At 54.1% G+C, this 17,298-nt stretch carries 9 protein-coding genes, 1 tRNA gene and 3 rRNA genes; 9 read left to right on the top strand and 4 right to left on the bottom strand.

Annotated features, from left to right (window positions below):
- Window positions 1-118 precede the first annotated feature (118 nt).
- Window positions 119-3,001, bottom strand: a complete 2,883-nt coding sequence (locus SOM40_RS19630; RefSeq protein WP_320531053.1) for an autotransporter family protein — start codon at window positions 2,999-3,001, stop codon at window positions 119-121.
- A 188-nt stretch (window positions 3,002-3,189) separates the two neighbouring features.
- Between SOM40_RS19630 and SOM40_RS19625 the strand changes: the two genes are divergently transcribed.
- Window positions 3,190-4,029 carry an alpha/beta hydrolase gene (locus SOM40_RS19625; RefSeq protein ID WP_320531054.1) on the top strand — a complete coding sequence of 280 codons (840 nt, stop codon included), beginning with the start codon at window positions 3,190-3,192 and terminating at the stop codon, window positions 4,027-4,029.
- A gap of 36 nt (window positions 4,030-4,065) precedes the next feature.
- Window positions 4,066-4,785, top strand: a complete 720-nt coding sequence (locus tag SOM40_RS19620; protein ID WP_106996096.1) for a GntR family transcriptional regulator — start codon at window positions 4,066-4,068, stop codon at window positions 4,783-4,785.
- On the opposite strand, the gene SOM40_RS19615 is transcribed toward SOM40_RS19620, so the two are convergent.
- Window positions 4,773-5,972: an enolase C-terminal domain-like protein gene (locus SOM40_RS19615; RefSeq protein ID WP_320531055.1), complete on the bottom strand. Its 1,200-nt coding sequence runs from the start codon at window positions 5,970-5,972 to the stop codon at window positions 4,773-4,775. The two genes, SOM40_RS19620 and SOM40_RS19615, sit on opposite strands and share 13 nt — an antisense overlap.
- Window positions 5,973-6,246: 274 nt before the next feature.
- Here SOM40_RS19615 and SOM40_RS19610 point away from each other — a divergent pair, with 274 nt between their 5' ends.
- The 6 genes from SOM40_RS19610 to SOM40_RS19585 all read left to right on the top strand — a co-directional run bounded on the left by SOM40_RS19610 (window position 6,247) and on the right by SOM40_RS19585 (window position 13,767).
- Window positions 6,247-7,620, top strand: a complete 1,374-nt coding sequence (locus tag SOM40_RS19610; protein WP_312999186.1) for a PTS transporter subunit EIIC — start codon at window positions 6,247-6,249, stop codon at window positions 7,618-7,620.
- 441 nt (window positions 7,621-8,061) lie between these two features.
- Window positions 8,062-9,601, top strand: a 16S ribosomal RNA gene (locus SOM40_RS19605).
- 234 nt (window positions 9,602-9,835) lie between these two features.
- Window positions 9,836-12,742, top strand: a 23S ribosomal RNA gene (locus SOM40_RS19600).
- 95 nt (window positions 12,743-12,837) lie between these two features.
- A 5S ribosomal RNA gene (gene rrf / locus SOM40_RS19595) occupies window positions 12,838-12,953 on the top strand.
- The 16S, 23S and 5S rRNA genes sit together here, the layout of an rRNA operon.
- Window positions 12,954-13,153: 200 nt before the next feature.
- Window positions 13,154-13,495 (top strand): TehB family protein, encoded by a 342-nt coding sequence (locus SOM40_RS19590; protein ID WP_261645057.1) that lies wholly within the window; start codon window positions 13,154-13,156, stop codon window positions 13,493-13,495.
- A gap of 53 nt (window positions 13,496-13,548) precedes the next feature.
- Entirely contained in the window at window positions 13,549-13,767 is a 219-nt protein-coding gene (locus SOM40_RS19585) for a hypothetical protein (protein WP_225758095.1), read from the top strand.
- Window positions 13,768-13,846: 79 nt separating this feature from the next.
- Here SOM40_RS19585 and SOM40_RS19580 read toward each other — a convergent pair.
- Together SOM40_RS19580 and SOM40_RS19575 are read right to left on the bottom strand one after the other, a co-directional pair.
- Window positions 13,847-13,922 (bottom strand) — tRNA-Phe (locus tag SOM40_RS19580).
- A gap of 95 nt (window positions 13,923-14,017) precedes the next feature.
- Entirely contained in the window at window positions 14,018-14,728 is a 711-nt protein-coding gene (locus SOM40_RS19575) for a DUF554 domain-containing protein (protein WP_261645056.1), read from the bottom strand.
- Between the two features lie 399 nt (window positions 14,729-15,127).
- Between SOM40_RS19575 and SOM40_RS19570 the strand changes: the two genes are divergently transcribed.
- Window positions 15,128-17,263 carry an ornithine decarboxylase gene (locus SOM40_RS19570; protein ID WP_320530581.1) on the top strand — a complete coding sequence of 712 codons (2,136 nt, stop codon included), beginning with the start codon at window positions 15,128-15,130 and terminating at the stop codon, window positions 17,261-17,263.
- Window positions 17,264-17,298: the final 35 nt, after the last annotated feature.

Raw genomic sequence — 17,298 nt, 5'->3', positions numbered from 1 at the left:
TGAGTTAACTGTTGAGTAAAAACAGACACTATCGACCGACGCGGCGAAAAATACAATGTTTGCCAGCGGAGCATAAAAAAACGGGGCCATTCGCGGCCCCGTTGATCGTTCATAACAATCAGAACGACTTGCGTAAACGCAGACTGAAGGTGTGCGCCTGGTAGCGGTCGCCGGCCTGCAGATCGTAACGCGCGTCGAGACTCAGATCGTTGGCGTCATACAGGGTGGTGCCCACAGCCACGCCCGCCATATCCTCCACCGGAGAGGCCCCTTTGGTGATAAAGCTGGTTTCACCGATAGCATCGGCGGCGTAGGTCGCATGGCTGCTGACCTGACGGTTATCGTACTGGTGGATCCACGAGACCTGGGCGAACGGCGTCAGGTTACCCAGACCGGTGGCGAAGCTCTTCTCGATGCGGACACCGATATCGCTCATGACAGACTGCGCATGGGTGCTGCTGACATCCAGCGCCATACCGTTGCCGCCGGTTTCACTGTAGCCATCCACATGCTGATAGCCATAGGTCAGGCCCGCCAGCGGGGTCAGCACCACGTCAGCCGGCAGGGCGATTGGATAGCCCAGTTCGCTTTGCAGGGTGATGGACTGACCGTTGAACTTGCCGTGAGCAGCGCCGGAGAAGCCGGTGAAATCAGCGCGACGCACGGAGCTGTAGTTCTGACGGTTGAGACCCGCAGAGAGGTTCAGGTACCACGGATTGCCGGTGTAACCCGCGTAACCAATCACCCCGTAGTTATTGGCGGTGGAGTTGTTGCCGCTCAGGTTGTCTTTGCCGTGGACGGAGGTGTTGCTGTAGTTCAGGGCTGCCCCCAGACGCCAGTTGTCACCCAGTGCACGGTCGGCACCGATGATCAGGCCGCCAAATTTCGCGGTGTAGCCACTGACGTTGTCGGTGCTGTCCTGGCGAGCGTAACCGCCGAACGGCTGACCCCAGACGATCCAGTTGTTGGCGTAGTCATCACCGGTGGCCACACCGCTGGTGCCGGAGGCCTGAGGGTTACGTACGGCATCGATGTGAGCACCCACTACTGCCTGAGCGGTAGAGGTAGCAACGGTGGCCGCGGAGCTGGTATTGAGGTTCTGGCTGGTAGAGAGACGCTCGCCAGCACGGTTCGCTTCCTGTTTACCTTCGATCGCCAGCGAGGCGTTATACAGATCCAGCAGCTGCGGAGACGAGATACCGGAGTAGTGCGCGAGCCCACCCAGCGCCGCCGTGGCGCTCGGGATGGTGGCATAACCCCGTTTGGTCGGCTGAGCAGGTGCAGGTTCTGCTGGCGCAGGCTGCGTCGGCGTTGGCACCGTGACAACCGGGGGGGTGACCTCGGGTTCGGTCACTACCGGCGGCGTGACGTCTGGCGTTGGCTCAGGCTGAGGCTCTACCGGATCGGGGATCACCGGCTCTGCACCCAGGGTTAACACCAGGGCCTTGCTTTCAGCCTCTTCATAGACGCTGCCGTTAACCACACCGCGATAGCCGAAAGCTTTGTACTTCAGCTGGTCGGCGTGGTAGTCGGTCTCTGTGCCTGCGGCATTGATCACCACATAGCGCTGGCCTTCGGCGAACTGGTAAGTGCTGCCGGTACGCAACAGATTAACGCTGGAACCCGCATCGATAGTGGCATTGCCGCTGACGTTGAGGCGGCCATAACCGGTATCGGCAAGCAGGTCGCCGTTAGCAGTTGCCAGATCGGAGACACCGGAAATCAGCGTTGCGGCCGCTTTCTGATGATAATCCCCGGCGATATTGATGCTGTTGTTCACCTGCAGGGAGGCCGCTTCGTTCACCACGGTGCCGTTTGACACAGGCCTTTCATCGCTCATCTGGAGTGACATCAGGCCGTATTCAGGCAGGCTGGTAACGATATTATCGTTCAGCAGCAGCGAGCCGGTGTTGAATACCACGTCGGAGCCCATGATAGTGCCAGTCGCGCCGTCGATGCCGCTCAGCGTGCCCGTGGTAGTGGTGCCGCCATTGATGATTAATCTTGTCGCATTTAAGGCGTAAATATCACCGGCAATATCGCCCGTGTTGGTCAGGATCACGCCATCGCTGTTATTGCTCCCGACCATCAGAGCATAATTACCGCCGGTTAACAGGCCATTGTTAACGATGGAGTCAAGAGGACCATAACTATAGATTGCGACGTAATTTCCGGTAATTTGGCCGTTGTTTTCAATGGAACCAATGGTGCCATAGTTAATGATACCGGCGAAGCTGCCATTAATCTTATTATCATTGACGAGGGTAGTAATGTTGCCCTGGTTAGAGATCCCGGAACGGCCGTAATTATCAGACGTCCCCCCGTCAATCGAACCGGTATTGTGCAACGTGCCAATCGTACCACTGTTAAAAATGGCACCGTTCTGGCCAATGTAGTTGTTATTCTCAGCATCCGTGGCGCCGATAAGGCCCGCATTGATTAAGTTATCAATGGTTCCCTGATTACTGATGCCGAGGGAACCGAGGATCTTGCCATCAGCGGTATTGTTTAGGGTATGAATTGTCCCGGCATTGTTGAGCGTGCCGGTGTTGTAATTACCGCTATAGTAATTATTCGAATTTCCCTTAATGGTGCCGGTGTTGGTTAAGGTATTAACCACTCCCGAAGCGCCCACCGCGAACACGCTGTTAATCTGATTTTCATTAACGCTGGCAATGGTGCCGTTATTATTAAGCTGATCGACTGTTCCATCTATCTGAACAAGATTGTTACTTAAAAATAAAGGCATACCATTCTGGTCGTTAATAACGCCATCATTGGTAAGCGTTGTTACAGTCACCCCCGCATTTACCGCCAGGGCAGAAACTGGCATGCCAGTCACAAATCCATTCTGGGTGATATGCACTAATTCTTTAGCGTCGGCAATCTGCACGTTGCTTGTCGGGGTATCAATAATTAACTCTGGAGATGTGGCGTAGGCCTGGGCGGTCGTTGATGCCACCAGCAGAGAGATCAGCTGGCTAAGACGTTTCTTTTCCATGGTGTACCATCATAACGTTGCGATGTTTATGCAAAATGCAGTTGTGATTTCTTCGGATTAATCCGATATCTTCGGGCGCAGAATATACAATTCGTTGCCGAAAACAATAAGCGATGCTTAATTATTTCCGGTTGAATTCATTTCACATATTTGGTCATGTTGATAATTTGAGTTAAGGCTGGTGCGGTATGAGGATATATCCTCACTTTTTGCAGGGAACCGTATTGATTAGTTTATCTTTATTATTGGTAGGGTGTATTACCGACGATTCGCACCGCGCTGCGCAAAAAATAGCCAGTGAAAGTGGTCTGATCAGTGAGAAATTTGACACAGATCCGTTCCCGATTGTGACATGGCAGCGAATCGCCCCTCCGGTTCATTCCCTGCGGGTCTACATCGAAGGGGATGGCTTTGCCTGGAAGAGCCGCACAGCGCCCTCCGATAATCCGACTCCGCGTAATCCGACCGGTCTGAAGCTGGCTGCGGCGGATAAGCAGGCAAATGTGTTTTACCTTGCCCGACCCTGCCAGTTCATCGGGCCGCCGCTACCGGCCGCCTGCCGCGTAAATGTCTGGACGCAGGATCGTTTCTCACCGGCGGTTATTGATGCAATGAACGAGGCGCTCAGCCAGATGGTGCTGCGCTATCCGGGGGTGAAGATCGATCTGGTTGGCTACTCCGGGGGTGGCAATATCGCCGCGCTGCTGGCGGAACGCCGAGATGATGTGCGCTCCCTGCGCACGGTGGCAGGCAATCTCGATGTTGCGTATGTCAATGCCCTGCATCATGTTACCCCGATGCCCGCAGCCCGCAGCGCTATCGATCGCGCTGCTGCACTGCGTGACCTGCCGCAGATCCATTACAGTGGCGACGCCGACACCACCGTGCCACCCGCTGTCGCCCGACGTTTTCAACAGGCGGTAGGGGAGAGGTGTGTGCGAACGGAGGTGGTTAGCGGGATGGGGCATGGCTCGGACTGGGCGGCAGTCTGGCCGCGATTGCTGGCGCAGGGTATGCCGGACTGCTGAGGGGTGATCAACATTGAATGACTTCAGGACCGAACAATGAAAAAGAAAGAGTTTGTGACTCAGGATCTGCTAAGCAAAATCTATCAGGACACCACGGCGGGGCCACGCAAACTTCCCCCTGAACGGCAACTGGCCGAAGAGTATGGCGTGTCGCGTTTCACTATCCGCCAGGCGCTGGAGAAACTGGTCAGCATTGGCGTGGTGCGGATCGTGCAGGGCTCGGGGATCTGGATCAACGAGCATGCGCGCAATAATCCGCTGATCTACAACTCGATCACCGAGAAGCGATTCGATCAGATGCGCTACCGGATGATTAGCCTGCATAAGAGAAGGCCCGATCGCGCGGCGCAGCAAATTTTTGGTATCGATGAAGAGAGTTTTATCTGGCACTTTTGCCGCCTGCGCTACGTCGATGACCAGCCCGTACAGCTGGAAGTGTCCAGCATGCCGGTTGCCGATTTTCCCGACCTCAATCAGCAGGCGATTGAGCGCTCCATTCAGCAGTACGTATTAAGCAAAGGATTGATCATTTCCCATATGCTGACCACCTATCGGGCAGTCAGCGTCAGCCGTGAGCAGGCGGTAATACTGGGCTGCAAAAAAGGCAGCCCGGCAATGCATATTAATAATCGCGGAATACTGGAGGGGGGCCGGGTTTTTGAGGTGAGCGATATTATCGATATCAACTACACCTGCACCTGGGTCAGCCCCTATAACCGCGATAATTTAGCCTGGCGACAAAATCAGGGCGTATGAATCGTCCCGTCCGGCAGGCGGCTCTGCGTCCACTCGTGTGGGCGATAGGCCACAGGATGCGCCAGAGCCAGCTCTTCATTAAAGCCTGTACCGATGCCGGGCGCGGTCGGGGGATAGATAAACCCGTCCTTCACCTCAGGCGCGCCGGGGAAGACGCCGTCGGTGGTCGTGGAACGCGGAATAAACTCCTGAATGGCCGCATTGTGCAGGTGAATGTTCAGGTGCGTATTCACCGCCACGCCGATGGGCGTCATATCGCCGGGGCCATGCCAGGCGAGACGCACGCCGAAGGCCTGACACAGGTGCGCCAGTTTTAATGCTGGCGTAATGCCGCCGATCTGCGAGATGTGGCAGCGAATAAAGTCGATGCGACGATTGACGATCAGGTCGTGCCATTCAGCTGGATTATTGAAAAGCTCGCCCATCGCCAGCGGCACGCAGCTCTGCTGGCGAACCTGTTCCAGCCAGGCACTTTGCTGTGGCGGCAGAATATCTTCGATAAAGTAGGGCTGGTAGGGCTCAAGTTGTTTTGCCAGCTGCACGGCCTGCTGCGGGAAGAGACGCTCGTGGACATCATGTAAGAAATGGAGTTTCCAGCCATATTTTTCGCGCAGGGCGCGGAACATCTCCACGGTATTCGCCATGTATTCATGCTGATCGAACCAGGCACCCGCGGTCGGGTTTTCCGGGGCATGCAGCGCCGACGGCGTGCCGCCATAAAAACCGAGCTGACAACGGATATGACGATAGCCTTGCGCCACCAGTTTATCGACGGAGGCAAAGAGTTCCTCCAGCGTCTCGCCGCTGGCGTGGCTGTAAGCCGGGATCGCGTCGCGGGATTTTCCACCCAACAATTGGTACAGCGGCATACCGGCCAGCTGCCCTTTAATATCCCACAGGGCCATGTCCACACCGGAAATGGCGTTATTCATCGCCGGACCGTTACGCCAGTAGGCGTTAACGTTCATCATCTGCCATAGATCTTCGATGTTACTGGCATCCCGGCCGATCAGCAGCGGCTTGAGATACTCATCCACCAGAGTTTTAACCGCCAGCGGGCGCTGCTGGAAGGTGGCACAGCCGTGTCCGACGGGGCCATGCTCCGTGGTAACGCGAACGGTCACCAGGTTATGTCGATCCGGGCGGGTAATAAAGCACTCGATATTAGTGATGATCTCAGGCGTCACGAAAAACTCCTTTGCTGCTCTGTGGAAATACGGAATGGGAATATCATCGCCCTAAAAATGTTTACCGGTAAACCGTTTTTTTATTATTTATTTTGGTCAGTTATTTGATTCTATTTTAATTAAAAACCGTACCAATTTTGGTTTGTTAGCTGTTTTGTGGCTCCCTGGGTAGCTAAGTGTGAGCAATATCAACTTTTATTGGTTTGTTTTGTAGTGTGGGTTTATCTATTCTCGTGGCATCAATAAAACAACAACCCTACCGGCAGGAGTCTTTATGGGGACGCAAGAAGCCATCAATAATATTATTCGTCTGGTCGGCGGCCAGGGGAATATTAATAAAGTCTGGCACTGTATGACGCGGCTACGGTTTGATTTAATCGACGATAATAAAGTTGACCAGGCTGCGATCAAAAATCTGCCTGGGGTGCTGGGCGCGCAACTGCAGAGCGATCAGTTTCAGGTGATCATTGGGCCGAAGGTGAACAGCTGGTACGAGCAAATGCTGGATGTGCTCGGCCAGGGCGCTGATAAATCACCGACGGCGACAAAAGGGCGTAAAAGTCTGGTCTCCCTCTTTATGGATACCGTCTCGGGCGTTTTTGGTCCGATTGTCCCGGCCATTGCCGGTGCCGGGATGATAAAAGGATTGCTCGCCGGGCTGATCGCCTTAAAGGTGGTCTCGGCGAAAAGCGATACCGTCATGGTTATCGACCTGATTGCCAGCGGCGTCTTCTACTTCTTGCCGTTCTTCCTCGCTGTGTCGGCGGCGAAGATCTTCAAGACCAATGAGTATCTTGCCGCGGCGGTTGCCGCCTGTCTGATGTATCCCTCCTTAATAGAAGCAGCGAAAGCCCTGGCGACGCATCAGGAAGGGGCGGTCAGTGCCATCTGGTTAATGAATGCGATCCCGGTATCCGTCTTTAACTATTCTTCGAGCGTCATTCCGGTGATCTTCTCGGTACTGGCATTAAGCTATATCCATCGCTGGGTAGACAGCATCATGCCCGATGTCCTGAAAACCGTCTTCACGCCGACGCTCACCCTCTTTATAGGTGCCCTGGCGGCGCTGGTGGTGATCGGCCCGATTGGTATCTGGCTGGGTAAAGGACTCGCCTTCTTTATAGAAGGACTGTTTAGTGTGTCGTCCAGCTTTGCCGGGCTGGTGGTCGGTGCCATCCGACCGGTGGCGATCCTGACCGGGATGCACCATGCGATGACGCCAATCGCCCTGCAGAACTTCAGTGACCGTGGCTACGATATGCTGATGCCGATGATGTTTATGGCCAATATGGCGATTGCGGGGGCGACATTTGCTATCTGGCGTCTGAGTCGGGACCGTCAGGAGAAGACCGTTACGCTGTCGGCAGGCATCTCTGCGCTGCTGGGCATTACCGAACCGGCACTCTTTGGTGTCCTGACGCGCTACAAGAAAGCTTTTATCGCCGCCACGGTGGCCAGCTCGCTGGCTTCAGCCTTTATTGCTTTCTTCGGCGTGCGTCTTTATGGCTACATTCTGTCGAGCATCTTCAGTTTGCCTGCTTATATAGGCCCGTATTTTGTCTTTGCTCTGGCGGGAGTAGCGATATCGCTGGTACTTTCCTTTACGTTAACCACCATCCTGGTAGGAAAAGAGCAAGCTGCAGAGTGATTTTGACCCCGTCTTAGAGGGCGTGCTGCAGAGAATATCAGTCAGTTTGTGGATAACTCTGTGGGCAAATGCGTATAAGACGGGGTTTTGCTGGGGAATGCAGCAGTCAGTCATTTTTCTGTCATTTAAGGGTTGCGGCCCCGGGAGAACTCCCTATAATGCGCCTCCATCGACACGGAACAACGGCAAACAAGCCGCCGGGTCAGCAGAGAAAAGCGTGAAATTATTGCTTGACTCTGAAAGAGGAAGGCGTAATATACGCCACCTCGCAACGGTGAGCGAAAGCCGCGTTGCACTGCTCTTTAACAATTTATCAGACAATCTGTGTGGGCACTCAAAGTGACATGGATTCTTAATGTCTTCGGACACTAAATGAATACCAAAGTCTCTGAGTGAACATACGTAATTCATTACGAAGTTTAATTCACGAGCATCAAACTTAAATTGAAGAGTTTGATCATGGCTCAGATTGAACGCTGGCGGCAGGCCTAACACATGCAAGTCGAACGGTAGCACAGAGAGCTTGCTCTCGGGTGACGAGTGGCGGACGGGTGAGTAATGTCTGGGAAACTGCCTGATGGAGGGGGATAACTACTGGAAACGGTAGCTAATACCGCATAACGTCGCAAGACCAAAGAGGGGGACCTTCGGGCCTCTTGCCATCAGATGTGCCCAGATGGGATTAGCTAGTAGGTGGGGTAATGGCTCACCTAGGCGACGATCCCTAGCTGGTCTGAGAGGATGACCAGCCACACTGGAACTGAGACACGGTCCAGACTCCTACGGGAGGCAGCAGTGGGGAATATTGCACAATGGGCGCAAGCCTGATGCAGCCATGCCGCGTGTATGAAGAAGGCCTTCGGGTTGTAAAGTACTTTCAGCGAGGAGGAAGGTGTTGAGGTTAATAACCTCAGCAATTGACGTTACTCGCAGAAGAAGCACCGGCTAACTCCGTGCCAGCAGCCGCGGTAATACGGAGGGTGCAAGCGTTAATCGGAATTACTGGGCGTAAAGCGCACGCAGGCGGTCTGTCAAGTCGGATGTGAAATCCCCGGGCTCAACCTGGGAACTGCATTCGAAACTGGCAGGCTAGAGTCTTGTAGAGGGGGGTAGAATTCCAGGTGTAGCGGTGAAATGCGTAGAGATCTGGAGGAATACCGGTGGCGAAGGCGGCCCCCTGGACAAAGACTGACGCTCAGGTGCGAAAGCGTGGGGAGCAAACAGGATTAGATACCCTGGTAGTCCACGCCGTAAACGATGTCGACTTGGAGGTTGTTCCCTTGAGGAGTGGCTTCCGGAGCTAACGCGTTAAGTCGACCGCCTGGGGAGTACGGCCGCAAGGTTAAAACTCAAATGAATTGACGGGGGCCCGCACAAGCGGTGGAGCATGTGGTTTAATTCGATGCAACGCGAAGAACCTTACCTACTCTTGACATCCAGAGAACTTAGCAGAGATGCTTTGGTGCCTTCGGGAACTCTGAGACAGGTGCTGCATGGCTGTCGTCAGCTCGTGTTGTGAAATGTTGGGTTAAGTCCCGCAACGAGCGCAACCCTTATCCTTTGTTGCCAGCGGTTAGGCCGGGAACTCAAAGGAGACTGCCAGTGATAAACTGGAGGAAGGTGGGGATGACGTCAAGTCATCATGGCCCTTACGAGTAGGGCTACACACGTGCTACAATGGCGCATACAAAGAGAAGCGACCTCGCGAGAGCAAGCGGACCTCATAAAGTGCGTCGTAGTCCGGATTGGAGTCTGCAACTCGACTCCATGAAGTCGGAATCGCTAGTAATCGTAGATCAGAATGCTACGGTGAATACGTTCCCGGGCCTTGTACACACCGCCCGTCACACCATGGGAGTGGGTTGCAAAAGAAGTAGGTAGCTTAACCTTCGGGAGGGCGCTTACCACTTTGTGATTCATGACTGGGGTGAAGTCGTAACAAGGTAACCGTAGGGGAACCTGCGGTTGGATCACCTCCTTACCTTAAAGAACCTGCCTTTGTAGTGCTCACACAGATTGTCTGATGAATGATGAACTTCTAAATGTACTTTCGAGTGCATTGAGAAGTTTTGCTCTTTAAAAATCTGGATCAAGCTGAAAATTGAAACGACACACTGTGTCTGCTCTCCGTAATAAGAGCAGATGAAGGTGTGTTCGAGTCTCTCAAATTTTCGCAAAACGATGATGAATCGAAAGAGACATCTTCGGGTTGTGAGGTTAAGCGACTAAGCGTACACGGTGGATGCCTAGGCAGTCAGAGGCGATGAAGGACGTGCTAATCTGCGATAAGCGTCGGTAAGGTGATATGAACCGTTATAACCGACGATTTCCGAATGGGGAAACCCAGTGCAATCCGTTGCACTATCGTTAAGTGAATACATAGCTTAACGAAGCGAACCAGGGGAACTGAAACATCTAAGTACCCTGAGGAAAAGAAATCAACCGAGATTCCCCCAGTAGCGGCGAGCGAACGGGGAGCAGCCCAGAGTCTGAATCAGCATGTGTGTCAGTGGAAGCGTCTGGAAAGTCGCAGGGTACAGGGTGATACTCCCGTACACGAAGATACACCTGCTGTGAACTCGAAGAGTAGGGCGGGACACGTGGTATCCTGTCTGAATATGGGGGGACCATCCTCCAAGGCTAAATACTCCTGACTGACCGATAGTGAACCAGTACCGTGAGGGAAAGGCGAAAAGAACCCCGGCGAGGGGAGTGAAAAAGAACCTGAAACCGTGTACGTACAAGCAGTGGGAGCCTGATTCGTCAGGTGACTGCGTACCTTTTGTATAATGGGTCAGCGACTTATATTCTGTAGCAAGGTTAACCGTATAGGGGAGCCGAAGGGAAACCGAGTCTTAACTGGGCGTTAAGTTGCAGGGTATAGACCCGAAACCCGGTGATCTAGCCATGGGCAGGTTGAAGGTTGGGTAACACTAACTGGAGGACCGAACCGACTAATGTTGAAAAATTAGCGGATGACTTGTGGCTGGGGGTGAAAGGCCAATCAAACCGGGAGATAGCTGGTTCTCCCCGAAAGCTATTTAGGTAGCGCCTCGTGAATTCATCTCCGGGGGTAGAGCACTGTTTCGGCTAGGGGGCCATCCCGGCTTACCAACCCGATGCAAACTGCGAATACCGGAGAATGTTATCACGGGAGACACACGGCGGGTGCTAACGTCCGTCGTGAAGAGGGAAACAACCCAGACCGCCAGCTAAGGTCCCAAAGTCATGGTTAAGTGGGAAACGATGTGGGAAGGCACAGACAGCCAGGATGTTGGCTTAGAAGCAGCCATCATTTAAAGAAAGCGTAATAGCTCACTGGTCGAGTCGGCCTGCGCGGAAGATGTAACGGGGCTAAACCATGCACCGAAGCTGCGGCAGCGACACTATGTGTTGTTGGGTAGGGGAGCGTTCTGTAAGCCGTTGAAGGTGGACTGTGAGGTCTGCTGGAGGTATCAGAAGTGCGAATGCTGACATAAGTAACGATAAAGCGGGTGAAAAACCCGCTCGCCGGAAGACCAAGGGTTCCTGTCCAACGTTAATCGGGGCAGGGTGAGTCGACCCCTAAGGCGAGGCCGAAAGGCGTAGTCGATGGGAAACAGGTTAATATTCCTGTACTCGGTGTTACTGCGAAGGGGGGACGGAGAAGGCTATGTTGGCCGGGCGACGGTTGTCCCGGTTTAAGCATGTAGGCGGAGGTTCCAGGTAAATCCGGAACCTTACTAACGCTGAGGTGTGATGACGAGGCACTACGGTGCTGAAGCAACAAATGCCCTGCTTCCAGGAAAAGCCTCTAAGCATCAGGTAACATCAAATCGTACCCCAAACCGACACAGGTGGTCAGGTAGAGAATACCAAGGCGCTTGAGAGAACTCGGGTGAAGGAACTAGGCAAAATGGTGCCGTAACTTCGGGAGAAGGCACGCTGATGGTAGGTGAAGCGACTTGCTCGTGGAGCTGAAATCAGTCGAAGATACCAGCTGGCTGCAACTGTTTATTAAAAACACAGCACTGTGCAAACACGAAAGTGGACGTATACGGTGTGACGCCTGCCCGGTGCCGGAAGGTTAATTGATGGGGTTAGCGGCAACGCGAAGCTCTTGATCGAAGCCCCGGTAAACGGCGGCCGTAACTATAACGGTCCTAAGGTAGCGAAATTCCTTGTCGGGTAAGTTCCGACCTGCACGAATGGCGTAATGATGGCCAGGCTGTCTCCACCCGAGACTCAGTGAAATTGAAATCGCTGTGAAGATGCAGTGTACCCGCGGCAAGACGGAAAGACCCCGTGAACCTTTACTATAGCTTGACACTGAACACTGGTCCTTGATGTGTAGGATAGGTGGGAGGCTTTGAAGCGTGGACGCCAGTCTGCGTGGAGCCAACCTTGAAATACCACCCTTTAATGGCTGGTGTTCTAACGTGGACCCGTAATCCGGGTTGCGGACAGTGTCTGGTGGGTAGTTTGACTGGGGCGGTCTCCTCCTAAAGAGTAACGGAGGAGCACGAAGGTTAGCTAATCCTGGTCGGACATCAGGAGGTTAGTGCAATGGCATAAGCTAGCTTGACTGCGAGAGTGACGGCTCGAGCAGGTGCGAAAGCAGGTCATAGTGATCCGGTGGTTCTGTATGGAAGGGCCATCGCTCAACGGATAAAAGGTACTCCGGGGATAACAGGCTGATACCGCCCAAGAGTTCATATCGACGGCGGTGTTTGGCACCTCGATGTCGGCTCATCACATCCTGGGGCTGAAGTAGGTCCCAAGGGTACGGCTGTTCGCCGTTTAAAGTGGTACGCGAGCTGGGTTTAGAACGTCGTGAGACAGTTCGGTCCCTATCTGCCGTGGGCGCTGGAGAATTGAGGGGGGCTGCTCCTAGTACGAGAGGACCGGAGTGGACGCATCACTGGTGTTCGGGTTGTCATGCCAATGGCACTGCCCGGTAGCTAAATGCGGAAAAGATAAGTGCTGAAAGCATCTAAGCACGAAACTTGCCCCGAGATGAGTTCTCCCTGACCCTTTAAGGGTCCTGAAGGAACGTTGAAGACGACGACGTTGATAGGTCGGGTGTGTAAGCGCAGCGATGCGTTGAGCTAACCGATACTAATGAACCGTGAGGCTTAACCTTACAACGCCGAAGCTGTTTCGGCGGATTTGAAGACGATTTTCAGCTGATTACAGATTACTCATCACGCCTGAGGGCGGGGTGAACAACAGAATTTGCCTGGCGGCTGTAGCGCGGTGGTCCCACCTGACCCCATGCCGAACTCAGAAGTGAAACGCCGTAGCGCCGATGGTAGTGTGGGGTCTCCCCATGCGAGAGTAGGGAACTGCCAGGCATCAAATAAGCAAAAAGCCCATCCTCCCGGATGGGCTTTTTGCGTTGCGGCGGGAAAAACCGCCGGGTGGCGGCTGCGCCTTACCCGACCTACAATCTAATTACCCATCCTCCCACGTAAATGAGATTTATTATCAATAATGCTTTACAGGCGGACTATAAAGATGTATTTTAAATACATGTTTAAAGCCGGAGGTAATTATGAGCCATCACAGAATTCCCAAAAACTGGACCATCAAACGTTCCACTCCCTTTTTTACTAAAGACAACGTCCCCGCAGCGCTTCTGAGCCATCACAACACCGCAGCCGGTATCTTTGGCCAGCTCTGTGTAATGGAAGGGACGGTGACGTACTACGGTTTCGCCAATGAAGAGGCGACAGAGCCAGAAGTGAAAGTTGTGATTAACGCAGGAACCTTTGCGACCAGCCCACCCCAGTACTGGCACCGTATTGAGATGACCGACGATGCGCAGTTCAACATCAATTTCTGGGCCGAACCAGCATTCTCCGGTGATGAAGTCTACAGCACGAAAAAGGCATAATCCCGATGCTCCCTTATCCCTGAGGGAGCCCCTTCATACGGTGTGAAAGCGTTATGATTACTTTCTTCAAGAACTCTTCAATGCAGGCGGACTACGGTGAGCAGGAGTGTTGCGCAGAGCCGTCTCTGCTGCTCGTGGCAGAATATCAGGAGTATCTTTTTAACGACTGTATCGCGCGTGGACAGCGAGGAGAGAGTAAATATACGCTGGACTATACTGAAGACGTCAAAGCCTGCCACGAAGCCTGTATGGCGCAAATTACCCATCAGTAGATCTATTGGTCGAACAGGGAAGGGGTTTATAGCTTTCCAAAAGCAAAAAACCAGCCCGTAGGCTGGTTTCTTTAAATAGTGGTGCCCGGACTCGGAATCGAACCAAGGACACGGGGATTTTCAATCCCCTGCTCTACCGACTGAGCTATCCGGGCAACGGGGCGAATTAAACCCGATCTGCCTTGTGCCGTCAACGGAATTTGATGATTTCGTTACTGACCGCACACTCTGTCGCCAGTTTGCTGCTATCTCAGGCAAAAAACGCGGTCCACAGAGCAGAAAGCGGCATGGCGATCACCAGCGCAGGCAGCATATTTACCACCGCAAACATCTTAATTCCACAGATCCGCAGCCCGGTTGCCAGCAGCAGCAGGCCGCCTACCGCGGTGAAGTCCGCCATCATCGCCGGTGTGGTCAGGGGTAAAATCAGCGTGGCACAGGTTGCGAGGGCGAGCTGGATAAGCAGCATCGGCACGCAGATCGCGGCAACCGCGATACCCAGAGTGGTCGCGAAAATCGTGGCGGTGAAGAAATCGAGGAAGGCTTTGGCGATCAGGATGCTAGGGTCGCCGGTCATCCCTTCCTGCATCGAACCAAAGATCCCGGTGCCGCTGGCGCAAAACAGTATGATGATGGCGACATAGTTCTGAATATAGGCATCGTGGCCACTGACTTTCTGCTTACCGCGCGAGAGCAGATCTTTCGCTTTGCTGACGGCGCCGTTAATCCCTTTCTCCAGATAGCAGAACTCCCCGATCAACGCCCCGAGCAGCGTTGCCAGCACCATCACCGGCAAATTGGCGCACTTGATGACCAGCAGAATACCAATTCCCAGTGAGGCGAGGCCGAAGATGGAGGGCATCGAGGAGCGAATACGCTCCGGTAAGCGCTGGCTAAGTACGGCACCCAGTACGCCGCCCAGCAGCACGGCTCCCGCATTAATGAACGGTCCAATAACCACTGTGAACTCCTGTTATTTACTCATTGATATTGCATTATTATTACTCTTTTCAGTGAGTAATCGCCAAATGTAATCCCATTTTTTGCATAATGATTCTTTGTTGCGCCTCCTGGCGAAAGGTGACATTATTGCGCGAATTTTCTCCTCTCAGATACGGGGCCGCCAATGAACCGACTCTCTTTTACTGCGCGAATGGCTGGCCGTATCGACACATCTTATTCTACGCTCACCATGCGGTGAGGGTACTGCAGGCTCACTGCAGGACAACAGTAAAATCAGACGCGTTCTGCTTTTACTGATGTCTGGCGGTCGGAGCTGAACTCCGGTCAGACACATTCGTTGGGCAGGGGGGACTCCCTGTCCGGGGCTTTTTCTCGCCTTGCACGGGTATTTGCGCTTATGAAATCAATGAAAATTGCCGTCAGCCGCGAGCTGGCGTCCGCCTTGTCCACGCACCGGGAAGTGGTGACGCTGGATAACACAGATTTTACGGATGTGGCGGCAGTCGTCATTACCGTCGCTGACAGTCACAGCGGCATCCTCGCGTTGCTGAAACGCACCGGCTTTAAGCTGCCTGTATTAATGTTCTCGCCCCAGCCTGTTGAGATCCCGGCGGGAGTTGATGCGGTGATCGATGGCAAAGCGCAGGAGTGGTTAGAGCTCGAAGCGGCGGCCTGTCGCTATGAAGAGAACCTGCTGCCGCCGTTTTTCGACACCCTCAGTCAGTATGTGGCGATGGACAACAGCACTTTTGCTTGTCCGGGGCACCAGCACGGCGCGTTCTTTAAGAAACACCCCGCCGGACGACAGTTCTTCGATTTCTTTGGCGAAAATGTCTTTCGTGCCGATATGTGCAACGCCGACGTGAAGCTGGGCGATCTGCTGATCCATGAAGGTTCCGCCAAACACGCGCAAAAGTTCGCGGCGAAGGTGTTTAATGCCGACAAGACCTATTTCGTCCTTAACGGCACCTCGGCCGCCAACAAGGTAGTGACCAATGCGCTGCTGACCCGCGGCGATCTGGTGCTGTTTGACCGTAATAACCATAAATCTAACCACCATGGCGCGCTAATCCAGGCCGGGGCCACGCCAGTCTATCTTGAAGCGGCGCGTAACCCGTTTGGCTTTATCGGCGGCATCGATGACCGCTGCTTTGACGAGACCTATCTGCGGGAGCTGATCCGTGAAGTCGCCCCGGAAAAAGCCCGTGAAGCGCGTCCGTTCCGTCTGGCGGTGATCCAGCTCGGCACCTATGACGGCACCATTTATAACGCCCGCCAGGTGATCGACAAGATCGGTCAGCTGTGCGACTACATCCTGTTTGACTCCGCGTGGGTGGGTTACGAGCAGTTTATCCCGATGATGGCCGACAGCTCGCCGCTGTTGCTGGAACTCAACGAGAACGATCCGGGGATCTTTGTCACCCAGTCGGTGCATAAACAGCAGGCAGGGTTCTCCCAGACTTCGCAGATCCACAAGAAGGATAACCATATCCGCGGCCAGGCGCGTTTCTGTCCGCACAAGCGTCTCAACAACGCCTTTATGCTGCACGCCTCTACCAGCCCGTTCTACCCGCTGTTTGCGGCTCTCGACGTTAACGCCAAGATCCATGAAGGAGAGAGCGGGCGTCGGCTGTGGGCCGAATGCGTGGAGCTCGGGATCGAAGCGCGTAAGGCGATTATCGCCAACTGCAAAATGATTAAGCCGTTTATCCCGCCAGAAGTGGCTGGTCGTCCGTGGCAGGATCATCCTACCCATGCGATTGCCAGCGAGCTGCGCTTCTTCAGCTTTGAGCCGGGGGCGAAATGGCACGGCTTTGAAGGCTATGCCCGGGAGCAATACTTTGTCGATCCGTGCAAGCTGCTGCTGACCACGCCGGGCATTGATGCCGAAAGCGGGAAGTACACCGACTTTGGCATCCCGGCGACCATTCTGGCGCACTACCTGCGCGAGAAAGGCATTGTCCCGGAGAAGTGCGATCTCAACTCCATTCTCTTCCTGCTCACCCCGGCAGAGAGCGCGGAGAAGATGGCGCAACTGGTGGCAATGTTGGGCCAGTTTGAACAGCACATTGAGGACGACACCCCGCTGGCCGATGTCCTGCCGACCATCTGGAAGAAGTATCCGGTGCGCTATCGCGACTACACCATTCGTCAGCTCTGCCAGGAGATGCACGATCTGTACGTTAGCTTTGACGTGAAGGATCTGCAGAAAGCGATGTTCCGCAAAGAGAGCCTGCCCACCGTGGCGATGAATCCGCAGGATGCTAACCAGGCCTTTATTCGCGGTAACGTCGAGCTGGTGCGCATCAGTGAAGCCGAAGGGCGCATTGCGGCAGAAGGCGCGCTGCCATACCCGCCAGGCGTGCTGTGCGTTGTGCCGGGCGAACTGTGGGGCGGGGCGGTACAGCGTTACTTCCTGGCGCTGGAAGAGGGCGTCAATCTGCTGCCCGGTTTTTCACCGGAGTTACAGGGCGTTTACAGCGAGAAGGATGCGGACGGGATTAAGCGGTTGTACGGCTATGTACTGAAGTAAAAAAATCCCCCCTCCGCCAGGAGGGGGGACTTACA

This window comes from Leclercia sp. CFBP8987, assembly GCF_034044995.2.
In the GTDB taxonomy this organism is placed as follows: domain Bacteria; phylum Pseudomonadota; class Gammaproteobacteria; order Enterobacterales; family Enterobacteriaceae; genus Enterobacter; species Enterobacter tamurae.
This window is presented reverse-complemented; position numbering and strand designations above follow the sequence as displayed.